At 37.7% G+C, this 13,768-nt stretch carries 13 protein-coding genes and 1 pseudogene; 4 read left to right on the top strand and 10 right to left on the bottom strand.

Going from position 1 to position 13,768, the window contains the following annotated elements; translation table 11 throughout:
* Positions 1-14: 14 nt before the first annotated feature.
* From HEQ36_RS06825 to HEQ36_RS06800, 6 genes and pseudogenes are all read right to left on the bottom strand, one after another.
* Positions 15-764: pseudogene (locus HEQ36_RS06825) on the bottom strand (PP2C family serine/threonine-protein phosphatase).
* Between the two features lie 199 nt (positions 765-963).
* Complete coding sequence (locus HEQ36_RS06820; RefSeq protein WP_168635561.1) at positions 964-1,620, bottom strand: VWA domain-containing protein; 657 nt, start codon at positions 1,618-1,620, stop codon at positions 964-966.
* Between the two features lie 45 nt (positions 1,621-1,665).
* The gene (locus HEQ36_RS06815) at positions 1,666-1,791 is read right to left on the bottom strand and encodes a hypothetical protein (RefSeq protein ID WP_257720880.1); all 126 of its coding nucleotides are present in this window, start codon (positions 1,789-1,791) and stop codon (positions 1,666-1,668) included.
* Positions 1,792-1,909: 118 nt separating this feature from the next.
* Complete coding sequence (locus HEQ36_RS06810) at positions 1,910-3,133, bottom strand: bifunctional sterol desaturase/short chain dehydrogenase (protein ID WP_168635713.1); 1,224 nt, start codon at positions 3,131-3,133, stop codon at positions 1,910-1,912.
* Between the two features lie 67 nt (positions 3,134-3,200).
* The gene (locus HEQ36_RS06805; protein ID WP_168635560.1) at positions 3,201-3,626 is read right to left on the bottom strand and encodes a hypothetical protein; all 426 of its coding nucleotides are present in this window, start codon (positions 3,624-3,626) and stop codon (positions 3,201-3,203) included.
* 27 nt (positions 3,627-3,653) lie between these two features.
* Positions 3,654-5,456 carry an ABC transporter ATP-binding protein gene (locus HEQ36_RS06800; protein ID WP_205748466.1) on the bottom strand — a complete coding sequence of 601 codons (1,803 nt, stop codon included), beginning with the start codon at positions 5,454-5,456 and terminating at the stop codon, positions 3,654-3,656.
* A 403-nt stretch (positions 5,457-5,859) separates the two neighbouring features.
* Between HEQ36_RS06800 and HEQ36_RS06795 the strand changes: the two genes are divergently transcribed.
* The 3 genes from HEQ36_RS06795 (at position 5,860) to HEQ36_RS06785 (ending at position 8,910) form a co-directional block, all read left to right on the top strand.
* Positions 5,860-6,276: a DUF1824 family protein gene (locus HEQ36_RS06795; protein ID WP_027404618.1), complete on the top strand. Its 417-nt coding sequence runs from the start codon at positions 5,860-5,862 to the stop codon at positions 6,274-6,276.
* 70 nt (positions 6,277-6,346) lie between these two features.
* A complete protein-coding gene (locus HEQ36_RS06790; protein WP_168635559.1) occupies positions 6,347-8,254 on the top strand; it encodes an ABC-F family ATP-binding cassette domain-containing protein in 1,908 nt (635 codons plus the stop codon).
* A 497-nt stretch (positions 8,255-8,751) separates the two neighbouring features.
* Entirely contained in the window at positions 8,752-8,910 is a 159-nt protein-coding gene (locus HEQ36_RS06785) for a hypothetical protein (protein ID WP_168635558.1), read from the top strand.
* 317 nt (positions 8,911-9,227) lie between these two features.
* On the opposite strand, the gene HEQ36_RS06780 is transcribed toward HEQ36_RS06785, so the two are convergent.
* The 4 genes from HEQ36_RS06780 to HEQ36_RS06765 form a co-directional block, all read right to left on the bottom strand.
* Complete coding sequence (locus HEQ36_RS06780; RefSeq protein WP_168635557.1) at positions 9,228-10,874, bottom strand: lipoxygenase family protein; 1,647 nt, start codon at positions 10,872-10,874, stop codon at positions 9,228-9,230.
* A gap of 21 nt (positions 10,875-10,895) precedes the next feature.
* Complete coding sequence (locus HEQ36_RS06775; RefSeq protein ID WP_053540409.1) at positions 10,896-12,260, bottom strand: cytochrome P450; 1,365 nt, start codon at positions 12,258-12,260, stop codon at positions 10,896-10,898.
* Positions 12,261-12,325: 65 nt separating this feature from the next.
* Complete coding sequence (locus tag HEQ36_RS06770) at positions 12,326-12,703, bottom strand: Uma2 family endonuclease (protein WP_267902166.1); 378 nt, start codon at positions 12,701-12,703, stop codon at positions 12,326-12,328.
* A complete protein-coding gene (locus HEQ36_RS06765; protein ID WP_267902165.1) occupies positions 12,687-12,878 on the bottom strand; it encodes a Uma2 family endonuclease in 192 nt (63 codons plus the stop codon). The genes HEQ36_RS06770 and HEQ36_RS06765 overlap by 17 nt, the downstream gene beginning before the upstream one ends.
* 163 nt (positions 12,879-13,041) lie before the next feature.
* Between HEQ36_RS06765 and HEQ36_RS06760 the strand changes: the two genes are divergently transcribed.
* Positions 13,042-13,755: an ATP-dependent Zn protease gene (locus tag HEQ36_RS06760; RefSeq protein WP_053540408.1), complete on the top strand. Its 714-nt coding sequence runs from the start codon at positions 13,042-13,044 to the stop codon at positions 13,753-13,755.
* Positions 13,756-13,768: the final 13 nt, after the last annotated feature.

Below are 13,768 nucleotides of genomic sequence, written 5' to 3'. Positions count from 1 at the left end.
GAGGTTCTTAGCTACTAAATCTCTTTGAAGAAGAGACACAAAAGCAAAGTTTTATCATCATCAGTGCGAGAATTTAACCTTTCAGAATTGAGAAAATCAATAATATAATTATCATCATTTCCTCCTGGTTTATCTGTTTCTCGCAAATATTCCTCCAAAGGTTTAAAAAATGGTGGATGAGGTTTCCAGTCACTCAAGCGAATTGCCACTTTTTCTAATCCATCAGTAGAAGCACAAATAAACTCTTGTTTTCCTGAAATTACCTGTACTTGCATTTCCTCCAGCGCATTAGCTGAAGTCACAAAAGTTGTTTCGTTGAAAAATTCTCCCTTATCTGGTTCAAACAACAATTGATATTCTGCATCTTGGGAACTCACCACCATAAATCCATCCCCAATTTGCATGACTGCAACCCATTCAGGAGTCGCTATAAAAACTAACAAAGTACAAGCTAAATCATGAACAGAATAATCATTATTATCTGCTTTTTTATTTAACGCAGTAATAACATCCTTGACAAACTTAGTAAAAACTTCCTTAGCTTCCATTTCCGAAAGTGGTTGAGAAAACCCTTGTTTATCAGGAAGTTCATTAATATCAGCAAAGCATTTAATTACAGTTTATACCGCCAATTCAGAACCAAAATGAGAATATTTAGCACTCCCAGCACCATCAGCAACTGCGCCCACAATCACATCATTAAAAATGCGATAATTTCCGCAGTCTTGACAACGTATTTTTTGCTCTTGATGACTCGTTCCCACAGCAGAACGCGCTATAGCTTTCCAACCCACAATAAATAAATCCTGTATATTTTATGAGATTTTATAACCCCTCTCCAAACCTCTCCCCTACAAGGGGAGAGGCTTTAAAACTCCCCGTTTCACCACTTATCTTTTCCTTTCATGTTCCCTCTCCTCATAGGAGAGGGTTAGGGAGAGGTTCTTCTAGCTTATACACCCTCTAAGTAGTAATTTGCCCCCATCCCACCGGCGGTAATGCCACAGCTTCCCCTACTTTGCCACTAGAAACCCGTTTCATGGAAGTGGAAAGCCAAACAAATAAAGAGCGAAAATCTAAGCCGTTCAGCGTCACTGGAGGACGTTCTGGAGGTGCAATTTGTTTAAGTTTATTCATATCTGCACCCTGAACACCAACAGTAAAAAACAACATTCGGCGCTGTGCTTCTTCTTCCCTCACCCTTTGCGCTGCACCCTCCCAAGCATCTGTAGGCGCACCATCTGTAATTAAAAATACCCAAGGACGATAATAGAGTACACCGTTATCCTTATAAGACTGTTTGCGGGTTTCCAATAAATTCAAAGCGTATTCTATGGCTTCACCCATTGGTGTTGCACCTTCTGTTTCTAGCTTAGGCGCTGTAAACTGGTCTATAGTGACAAAATCTTGCGTCAGTTTCACGAGTCCAAAGGTGACAATAGCCACTTCTACACTTAAAGAAGCTTGAGCATCTTTCATCACATCTTCCTTGAAAGCCGCCAAACCTCTATTTAACTCCTGGATAGGTTGTCCTGACATTGAGCCAGAAGTATCAAGCAAGAGAATTACCGGACAACGATTTTCCGGGTTTTCCACGAATTCAGGCAAACCTACTGGCATTTTTGATACTCCTGATTAATCAAGGTGAGATGCAAAATGTATAAACTAGATGTTACTTGTTACTACATAGCCTAACATGGATGTTTGTACGGAATCAATACCCATAATGTCTAAATATTTAGTTTCATATTTATTCTTTCCCAATATCATGGATAACGTTGCTAATAGCATTTTCACAAATCATCAGTCATCTTATTTGATACGAACCACAGAGGCACAGAGGACGCAGAGGTGGAGAGAAAGGAGACTGTTAGATGTTAGATTTTATTTAGCAACGTTATCTTGATAATTATTTGCTTTTTACCCCTTTACTAAAAATCCGATAGTACAACCAGGTACTAAATTCTTTGAGGGGAAATAGGATATAAGTCAAAGGATTTACTGTGACAATAATATTTCTAAAATCCCGTTTTGCAAAAAATACAATCCCCTTTGCAACCTGATTTGCTGACATGACACCATAGGGATTTAATTGACTTTTGAAAGGTCCTAAAATTAATTTGCGAATGACACAAGTTTGATCTAATCTTTTGAGGGTGACAATATCCCCTAATGCTCTTTTGCTTAGTTCATACAAGGGGCTTAAAGCTGGGGAAACTTCTGCTTCTGAAGTATTTACCCAAATTTCTTTGGTGGCTTTGTCTTGGGGTCCTGTGACAGTTGCAGAAAAAACATCTATCAGTTCCAAAGCGGAAAATGTGTTAACTTGATAGGAATTTTGAATGGCGGCTGAAGTACGATCTCCATAAACATTTATGCCATGATTGATAATGAGAATATCAACTTTATTTAAACTTTCTTTTAGTTGAGTTTCATTACCCAATTCCCATTTTACAATTTTGACCCGCTCTTGAATTGCGATTTTTTCAGGATTGGTTGTTAATGCCACAACTTTGGCATTATGCTTTAATAATTCCGCTGCTAATGCTTGTCCTAATGCACCGGAAGCACCTGTTAAGGCTACGGTTTTACCTTTGAGAGAAAGTCCTGTTCCTAGTATTTTATCCACTAGGGGAAAAACACCACTATAGTAAGCATTAACATCATCAAAATGATGTCGCCAATGATAGGTTCTATTTACCCAGAAAACGGAAGGAATTTTGTCTAATGGTCCGGGTAAATGATTGTAGTCTGTGTCTATTGTTCCTTGAAAATATCGCAGAGATGCACCGTATAAAAACGTGACTGCATAAGCAACTCCTAACCATAATCCCCATTGATGTGCTAGTAAGGCAATTATTGTTAATATTGTTACTAATATGCCCGATTCGACGATATCGTGATACAACTGGGAATCTACGTAGGCTTTTTGCGAAGTTAAAGTCAAATCCCGCCGATATACAGCATGATGTTTATTGTGCCATTTCGCTAACCATGTTATCTGATGACACAAAGCATGATAAGCATCTCTGACAATTTCTGCGAGTAGGAGGGAGGAAAATCCCCAGGTTGTGAACTGGATACAGTTGTTTACTAAAACTGCATCAATAGTTAAGCTTTGAGCCAAAATCATCATCTTTCTGGTGATACCTCTTTTTCTTAATTAAACCAAGTTATTACCATCTTTGTCTAAAGTTATATCAATCCCTGATTTGCTCAACTAATCGCTGTTCTAGCAAATCCAATAATCCATCTACATCTTTTCCTATTTCCTGAAAACAAGTTTCTGGTGATGATTTGGGGGCAAATTGAATTAACTTAATTTCTCCTTTACCAATACCAATCATCACTACTTCTGTTTCGGGTTGGTTATTATCAATAATTCCTAAAATTTCTTGGAGACGATTTTCAACTCGCTCATTTAACTTCTCTATTTCGGTTTGGGGACAATAGACAAAATGGGGAGTTGGTTGTAAATCAATCCCAATAGTTCCCTGACGATTACCATTTTCTAACCACAATCCCCAAAAAAGTGCGGCTAGTTCTAACTGATTGTTTTTGACAAATCTATCTAATTGTCCGCGCCATTTGTTCTCTGCTGTTTCAGGTTGAGGAATACTAAACATGATGATTAATTTGTAATTTTATTTTTGCTATTTTAACCCAGATTGTACACGCCATAAACTGGTGTAAATGCCATTTTTCTCTAGTAGTTGTTCATGAGTTCCGGCTTCGACTAATTTGCCATGTTCCATGACATAAATGCAATCAGCATTACGAATGGTGGAAAGACGGTGAGCGATCGCTATTGTGGTCCGATTGACCGTAATTCGTTCTAAAGAACGCTGAATTGCGGCTTCTGTTTCATTGTCTACCGCTGATGTGGCTTCATCTAGGATGAGAATTGGTGGATCTTTTAATACTGCGCGAGCGATCGCAATCCGTTGTCTTTGTCCCCCAGATAACTTTTGCCCCCGTTCTCCCACAATTGTCTCATAACCTTGGGGCAAACTCATAATAAAATCATGAGCTTCGGCTATTTTCGCCGCCATGATAATATCTTCATCGGTAGCGGTAAAAGTCCCATAGGCAATATTTTCTCCCACTGTACCATGAAATAAAAACACATCCTGACTCACCAAACCAATAGCGCGGCGTAGATCTCGCAAATTTAATTGTTGTAAATCAATTCCATCCAAAGTAATTTTTCCATTTTGCACCTCATAAAATCGCAGCAATAGTTTAACCAAAGTGCTTTTTCCTGAACCCGTCGAACCCACAATTGCAATTGTATTTCCTGCGGGAATTTCCAAAGATAAATTGTGAATAATTGGATTTCTATTTTGATAAGCAAAACTCACATTTTGAAATTCCAAAGCCCCCCGAATCATATCTACAGGTAAATCAATATTTCCGGTATGAATTGCCATCGGAGTATCCAACAAATCCATCACTCGATTAGTAGAAGCCATTGCCCTTTGATATAAATCAAAAGTATCACCTAATCTGGTTAATGGCCACAGTAAAAGCTGGACTAAAAACACCAAAGAACTATAAGCACCTACAGCCAATCTGCCTTCTACTGCTGCCATCCCGCCAAATAATAGCAAGATGGTAAAAGCGATTAAAATGAACATCCGAATAATCGGAATATAACCCGCAGATAAAGCGATCGCCTTAGCATTACTTTGACGATAAGCATTACTTTCTGATTCTACCCGCGCGGCTTCATAAGCTTCTGCTGTAAAACTTTTAATAGTGGTAATCCCACTCAAATTATTAGATAATCTCCCATTTAGTAACCCTACTTTTTCCCGAACTTCTGCATAGCGAGGAGCTAGAAATTTCTGAAAAATTATCGAACCAAAGAGAATAAATGGCATAGGCAAAATTGCCATCCCAGCCACACTAGGAGCTAAAATAAAAAACGCAGTCCCCACAATAATAATAGTAGTAGTGACTTGGATAATATCATTTGCGCCCACATCCAAAAACCGCTCTAATTGGTTAACATCATCACTGAGAATAGACATTAAACCACCGGTACTGCGTTCTTCAAAATAAGCTAATTCTAATTCTTGTAAATGCTTATATGCGTCTAGCCTTAAATTATGCTGAATATTCTGTCCCAAATTGCGCCATAGTAACTTATAGGCATATTCAAACAATGACTCCAACACCCAAGTAATTACCGTCAACAAGGATAAAATCAGAAATTGCCCATAAATATCTTTTACACCTAACCGGGCAATGATAGAATCTTGTTGCTTAACAACCACATCCACCGCAATCCCAATTAATACAGGGGGTGCTAAGTCAAAAACTTTATTGAGGATAGAAGCACCAATAGCCAGACGAATTTGTTTAATATACTGATGTCCATATTTAAATAGACGCTGGAGGGGACGAACAGAATGTTCACGCCTTTTTGATAATCGGAGAGATTTAAATGGCATAGCCACATTAATTAATAATTACTTGCAGCTAATACTACCATATAATTGAGTTGATTTATTATCAATATTGAAGCAATAGATACAGTTATCTTCCTTTAGGAACAGAAGAGATAATTTTGAGAAATTGGTAACTTGTAATTTGGCAAACTTCACTTTTGGGAATTATATTAGAAAATATTGTCGCTAAAATTATTGTTCCCAGCAGCAAACAGCAGGGTATAATAACCTTGTCAATCAACCAGATGTGCTAATTTTCAGTGAAGACTACCAATACAGCAAAAATTCCTACTAAAACTCAGGGAATATGCCATATCAATCTTGATTTTGTTTAAAAATGCCACTAATGTGAGCAAATCTCCCTCCCGAAACCAGAACCAGACGTAAAACTAGACAAATCAATATTATGTCTACTCCCAATCATCAGCAACTCTCACTCCCAGAAGCCAAGAAAATACTCAACAAATTTAACTGTCTGGATATTGCCCCCATTCTTAAACCGTCAGAAAAAGTTCCCACTCGTGAGGCATTAATTTTTCTCACCAGTCTTACCGATTATCAAATCTTAGGTATTTGTGCTGATACAGCCGAAGAGGGAATTTTAGCCATGAAAACCTATTCTCGCGCTTTGGGTTATCAAGCACCAACTGATTTACCACATCCAGAAGGACCAGTTTATATCAAATTAAATGGCAAAAATGGCTTGTGTTATCTCGATTCCTATTCTGGGCATCATCGGGGAGTGTTAGTATCTTGCCAGTCCTATCAAGAGGGAGGAGTTAACGAGATGTATGGACATTTACCCCTCGATTTATTTGTCTAGGATTTCATTTACAATCATCTGTAGGGTGGGCATTGCCCGCCCTCTTCTTAATCACTAATTACCGCATAATATGAGCATTGTTACCTTACAATCAGTTAAGAAAGACTTTGGAATTAAAGAACTTTTAAAAGATGCTAATTTTAGTCTGGATACTAATGACAAAGTTGGTTTAATTGGCACTAATGGTTCTGGGAAATCAACTCTATTAAAAATGATTGCTCGGTTAGAATCAATTGATAGTGGGCAAATCTTAGTTAATTCTGGGGCAAAAATTGTTTATTTACCCCAACAACCAGATATGGACGAAAATCACACTGTTTTAGAACAAGTATTTGCTGACAGTGGTGAACAAATGAATCTCGTCAGAGAGTATGAAGAATTATCTGATAAATTGGCACATTATCCCGATGATAGTCAGTTAATGTCTCGTCTTTCTAGTGTAATGCAGCGGATGGATGCGACGGGTGCTTGGGAAGTAGAAACCAACGCCAAAATCATTTTAACAAAATTAGGAATTGCTGATTTTGATGTGAAAGTTGGCACATTATCCGGGGGATATCGCAAGCGGATTGCTTTAGCAGCGGCTTTGATATCAGAACCAGATTTGTTGTTAATGGATGAACCTACCAACCATCTTGATGCTTTATCGGTAGAATGGTTACAAAGTTATTTAAATCGCTATCGCGGCGCACTTTTATTAATTACTCATGATCGTTATTTTTTAGATAAAGTTACTAATAGAATTATCGAAATTGATCGAGGTGATATTTACAATTACACAGGTAATTATTCCTATTATTTAGAAAAGAAAGCTTTAGCTGAAGAATCTGCCGTTAGCACTCAAAGGAAACATCAAGGGATTTTACGGCGGGAATTAGAATGGTTAAAAAAAGGACCAAAAGCTAGAAGTACCAAACAAAAAGCCCGAATTGAACGCGCTCATGCTTTGCGAGATACTGAGTTTAAACAACTTAATGGCAAAGTTGATATTTCTACCGTTGGTAGGCGGATTGGTAAGAAGGTTATTGAACTCAAAGATGTTAGTAAAGGCTACAATGGTAGAACTCTAATTAAAGATTTTACATATCAATTTAGTCCAGAAGATCGGATTGGCATTATTGGTGGTAATGGTGCAGGAAAATCTACTTTAATGGATATTATGACTGCCAAAATTAAACCAGATTCTGGTAGTGTGGAAATTGGGACTACAATTCATATTGGTTATTTTAACCAACATTCAGAAGAATTATTGACGGCGGTAGATGATAATCAACGAGTGATTGATTATATTAAAGAAGAAGGGGAATTTATTGAAATATCCGACGGGACGAAAATCACCGCTTCCCAAATGTTAGAGAGATTTTTGTTTCCGGGAAATCAACAATATGCACCCATTAATAAACTTTCTGGGGGAGAAAAACGCCGTTTATATTTATTGCGGATTCTCATTAGTGCGCCCAATGTGTTGATTTTGGATGAACCGACTAATGATTTAGATGTGCAGACATTAGCAGTATTAGAAGACTATCTAGAAGATTTTAATGGTTGTGTAATAGTAGTTTCTCATGATCGTTACTTTTTAGATCGGACGGTAGATAGAATTTTTGCTTTGGAAGAAGGCGGAGGTTTACGTCAATATCCAGGAAATTATTCCATTTATTTAGATTATAAAAAAGCTGAGGAAGCAGAAAAACAAGAAACACAAAAACCTGTAATTGTCGAAGAAAAGGTTGTCTCTCCTGTTACAGAGACTAAAAAACGCCGCAGATTATCCAATTGGGAAAGACGGGAATTTGCAGAATTAGAAGGAAAAATTGCCAAATTAGAAGCTGATAAAACAGCATTAGAAAAGAAGTTAGCAACTGTAGCTGGAAATTATAGCGAAGTGCAAAAACTTTATGAACAGGTGGAAACTCTCAAGAAAAATATTGATTTGTCCACAGAACGTTGGTTAGAATTAGCGGAAATGGATTCTTAAGTTGCAATTAAATTAATCGTCTTGTTGAAGTCTTCAAATATACGTAGGGTGGGTTAGCAAAAGCGTAACCCACCATCTGATTAGGTAGTTATGTAAAATAAATTGCATATCTCATATAATTTACGCTTATAAGAGCTAATACATATATCTAAATTATTTAATAATTTAGGGATCTATTTATATTTAAGTTAATAGGCAAAAGTGACAAAATTGCAGCAATTATGTCCCTTTTTTTGGCTATTTTTAGTCCGTAGTTGTCTGTTTTTTAGTGATATTTTCAACCTAAAAGGGCAATTTTACGGATATTTCTGCGGAAAATGCTGTTATCATCAAGCTATTGAAAGTGACAAAACTGAAACAATTATGTCACTTTTATTTTGTCTAAGTCTCTAGACAGAGGTTTTTATTTTTCATAGGATGTAGTCAGGAAATGAAAAAGTATAACATTTCCGGTTTTCTAGATTTTTTGACTTTTTAAAACCAAGGAGAATACAAAGATGGCTAATATTCAAATTGCTGATTTAGCACAAGTTGAAAACCAGTTTGATGAATTATCTGATTTGGAACTTGAGGTAGTGGGTGGTTTTATTTATTACACACCATATGGCTATGCTTGGAGGGCTGTTGGTAACTATTGGTGGTTTCGTCGTTACTAAACTTGTCTAGAGCATAAAACCAATCACACTATACCATTAAATGGTGGGTTACGCCGTCGCTAACCCACCCTACATTTTTGTGATTCTTCTCGTTTTTTTCTCGTTCCCAGTCTCCGACTGGGAATGCTACCTAGAGGCTCTGCCTCCATAATTTAGTATCAATGAAGGCAGAGCCTTCCGTAATTCATTCCCATACAGAGTATGGGAACGAGAAACTATCATATCAATTGTTTATAGTGAATGATGAAGAATAAAATACCCCATTTTAATATTATTAAAAATTATTAAAAAAGGGGTTTTGTCTATTCTGCAATTAGTTAAATACTAATACTGTTGAGAATAAGTCTGGGTTGGAGATATTCGTAATTTACTAAACGTCCCTTATTATTCAATTCAATTTTTCTCTGTACCACATTCAATTCTTGCTGGAATTTATTCACAACTTGGTCAGCATTTCGATCTGTAAATTCTTCCTCTTCATAATATCCCAGTCTGTCATAACGATAGTCTGAAAGTATGTACACAGTTGATAATTGGGTATTTGTGGGCTTCGCAGGTGGTAGAAAATCTATGAGGGCTTGACGGTCTTTAATATCACCCTTTTGTTGAATTGCTTGATAAGCAGCTAGGGGCATATTAGGAATAAAACCCATGTATTCATATTGGGAGAAATTAACCGCTGAATGCTGCGGACCACAAATATATATGATAGTAGTAACAATCTCAACTAATTGTTCTAAGGTATCAATGCGATCGCTCATACCCTTAACTCTACCACCATCTTGAGCCACTAATTCCCGCGCCCAAGCTTGCAGTTCTCCGTCTGCTTTCAAGTCTGCTGAACTCTTATAATAAAGCTGCAAATAGTTAAATACAAACTTATTAATCGCATTCCATAACAAAATTCCATCATCCCGATAAGGATAATGTGGCAAGTTTTTCACATCATCTACACCGCGATTTTTGAGTTCCCTAGGTAGAGCAAACTGGTCTAGACTCCAACTTTTATAGGCATCTACCACAATTTGCAATGATTCTTGCAGAGTTCCTGCTAATAATTCATCCACAAAACCGCCCCTACTAACCAGACGCTTGCGAGCTAAATCATTATTAGCCAACATAAACCGGAAATGGGGTCTGAGTAATATTCTCAGAGGATGATTTTCAGCCAGTTGACGCGGGGTGACAACAGCAAAGGGTTCCATTACCAGGTGAGTCCGGCATAAATGGCTGTTCATTTCATGATGATTAGCATCAGCAATTTGCACACAGGACTTAGCATAAAACCAGGTTAAAGGGTCATCAAAAGGAGTTAGCAAGGGGCTGACTTTACCTGCCTTGGGATTGATTTGAATGGCTACAGGTACTAATTGGCCTCGATCTTGAAAGCCCGAACTGCGCCAACAGAAAAAGGCTAGAGGTGCTGGTAGGTACTTTTTTCCTTTGGCATAAGTGCCACCTTGAATGAACGCCAAGGATCTATAATCAGCGACATATAGATTTCCTGTGGCCAATCTTTCGATTAAATTAATAGAATTGCCAAACTTATCCTGTAATTCTTCGATGGTAAAGGCAAAGTTAGCTGGCATTTGCTTAATTTGACGTAAAACCATTGGATTCACCCCACAAAGCCGTTGTTCGGCGAAGGAATCATCGGTTTCATAGGTTTTCATCACATTAGGTTTTTGCAAAACTGGGAAAAAGTCCTCATAATCTTGCAATTCATCTAAAGTATCCCACATAGCATGAGTTTTAACAGCCATCATATTTAGAGGAAGTTCTGCTGCCTCTAATGTCCGTTCAGCAATATACTTAGTAGAAAAATTCTCTGCGGGAGGTACGCTTTTGAGCATCGCCATAGGCGGCAAAAAATCATACATGAATTGATACTCTTTGCGTCCTTTCTCTAGAGAAGATTGGCGTTGTGCCGGGTTCGGGTCATTTTGAGGTAGAAATGGCTGCATAATATTTATTTATGATATGGACTAGGATATTTGGCTTAAATAAGAGCGGCGAGCTTTACCCACGGTAATAATAACATTGGTTAGCATTTCTAATGCTAAGTCTTTCCCCGGACAAATGCGGCCAGCATGACGAGAACCAACGGAATTAAAACCCATGTGAAAAGGGCAAAGATTTTCTCTGTCTGCATTAAATTCATAAGCAGTTTTTCCCCAAAAATCTTCACTTAACATCCCCAAAAGCATAGGAATTAAAATTTTAGTTCCTTTCGGAAAGGTTCGCGCTTTACCCGCCAATGTCACCGTAAATGGTTCTGTCGCTACTCGGTGAGAGGCACTTACAGGCATAAACAGACGGGCGCATTCTAACAGAAAAAGTTGAATACTAGGACGATCATTAAGATCGAGTCTGTCCCAATAATTCTTAACATCAATTTTATCAGTTTGACGACCTTGGTAAGCAGGAAGGGATTGATAACCCAATGCTGTTTTTCCCAAGTGTAGCGGCCCTTGCAACCCGGCAATACTCATTAAAGACACCATCAGTTTTGCAAGTTCTCGCCGTGTCATTTTATGATATTTAGGGTCGTTCTCTTGAAAATTAGCTAAGGCTGGAGAATTTTCGTAAATCGTCGCTACTTGCTCTACCAGTTCAGGAACTTGACGAAATCCCCATATATTTAACTTTTCTAAACTACTGCTGCCAGCAAAATAATATAATGTTCCCCTTTTTGTATAGTGCAAGGTTGTAATAATTCTTATTATTGCTTGATCATCAGGATTAATGCCAAAAATAACATAGTGAAGATACCGGACTAAAAAGCCCATCCAATCCCGTTGATCATTATTGAAAAATTCTTCTAAACTATTATTGGTAATTCTATCTACATAATCAGCAGCTAACTTATTTAATAACCGTTGTGCTACTTGATCATTTTGACGGATTACCATCTCTTCATTAAAGAAGTAATTATCAACACACTTACGGAAAGCATCATGATTTTCCCCTCCGGCGGCTGCGTCTGAGAGAGTAATTAAAAGAACATTGCGACCTCCTTGATCAACTCCTGGACCATGACTAGAACTAAGCATGGAAGTTCCTAGTCTCCAGTCACGGGCTTGTGGTGAGGTTAAGGCGGTTTCTAGGGTTTTAAAGTCTCCTAAGACTACTTCCCCTGCACAACAAAAAGCCTCCCCCAGCACTTGCCTTTTCCTATCTAGGTAAGGTGGATTATTGGCAATTGTTCCCTCTACAAAACTGATTATAGGCAGAAAGGTACGGCTGACTGGGTTTTGAGGGTTCTCTATTGCCCAAGCTTGAAAGTGATTCAGGGCTTTGTCTAATAATGATGGCTGAAGATTGGTTTCTGGTCTGGTAGTTGGCTGCATAAAGGTTATTTTTTTTCCTAAGTATAAATAAATTTATTCGATAATCCAGTTTTGATCAATATTTTTTAATATTTGATATTTATTTGTTCTATTACATCTTCATAAATATCTGCCATTGTCAAAGTTAAGTTAACTGAATCTAAATGTAATTTATCATCTTTTCCTAATACTTCCGTTGACCAATTTCCTTGATCATCTTGACGATAAACCTCCACTTTTATTTGATTTTGGTAAATTAGAACATATTCTTTTAAACTCTCTATGGTTTGATAATTAATGCGTTTTTCACGTTTGTCTATTGTTGCTGTGGAATTAGATAAAACTTCTATAATCAAATTAGGACGAGTTTTAAAGTACCTTTCCTTATCTTCAGGATCACAAGTAACAATAATATCAGGATAGTAGAATATATTAGCATTTCTGATTTTAACTTTTACTTTCATATCTGACACGAAAGCACGACAGGAACTCCCACGCAAATGGGGGACGTAATATGGCGTAAATATTACCCGCTATCAGGTTATGTTCTTCGCTTGCACCTGCCATTGCAAAAACTTGTCCGGCCACATATTCATGGCGAATATCGTTAGATTTTTCAGCTTCTAGGTATTGTTCCAACGGTGAGAATATTTAATGAAGATTGCATGATTTTTAGATGGTTTTACGGAATATGGTACGATTTTATCATAGCAATATTCAAGATGTTCAGATCCCCGACTTCTTAAAGAAGTCGGGGATCTATATTCTATGATATTTAAACAACCTCTTTAAAAAACTTCCCATGAGCCAAACTGCCATAAATCTCGTTGCTATATTCGTCTTTCTCATGACTCTTTCCAGTCTGTTAGGACCATTAATACATCTTTCTCCCACAATACCTGCTTTAGCTACGGTGACTTTTTTAGGAATTGCAACTTTAGATAATTTCAGTTTTCAAGGCAAGGGAGGAACGATAGTATTAGACTTAGTGGCGCGATTTTCTCCAGAATATAAAGAACGTATTTTACATCATGAAGCCGGTCATTTTCTCGTGGCTCACTTGTTAGAAATTCCGGTGACTGGTTACACTCTTAGCGCTTGGGAAGCTTGGAAAAAAGGACAACCGGGACAAGGGGGAATAACTTTAGAAGATGGGGAGTTAACAGCGCAAATAGAAAAGGGTCAAATTACTGCCCAAATGTTAGACCGTTATTGTACTATTTGGATGGCGGGAATTGCGGCGGAAACTTTGTTTTTTAACTCATCTGAAGGTGGTAATGATGATAAAAGTAAGTTAATTGAAGTTTTGCGAGTTATTGGTTTTTCGGAAGCAGGTTATCAGCAAAAACAGCGTTTTCATTTGCTTCAGTCCAAAACTTTGATTCAGGAAAATTGGGAGAGTTATCAAGCTTTGGTAGCAGCAATGAGAGAACGGGTTTCTGTTGTGGAGTGTTTGGAAATAATTATCTCACGCAGAGGCGCAGAGGCGCAGAGAGAATGTGGAGAGGTTTCATGAAATGTCTCTAGAC

Source organism: Anabaena sp. 54, assembly GCF_017355725.1.
GTDB lineage: Bacteria > Cyanobacteriota > Cyanobacteriia > Cyanobacteriales > Nostocaceae > Dolichospermum > Dolichospermum heterosporum.
This window is presented reverse-complemented; position numbering and strand designations above follow the sequence as displayed.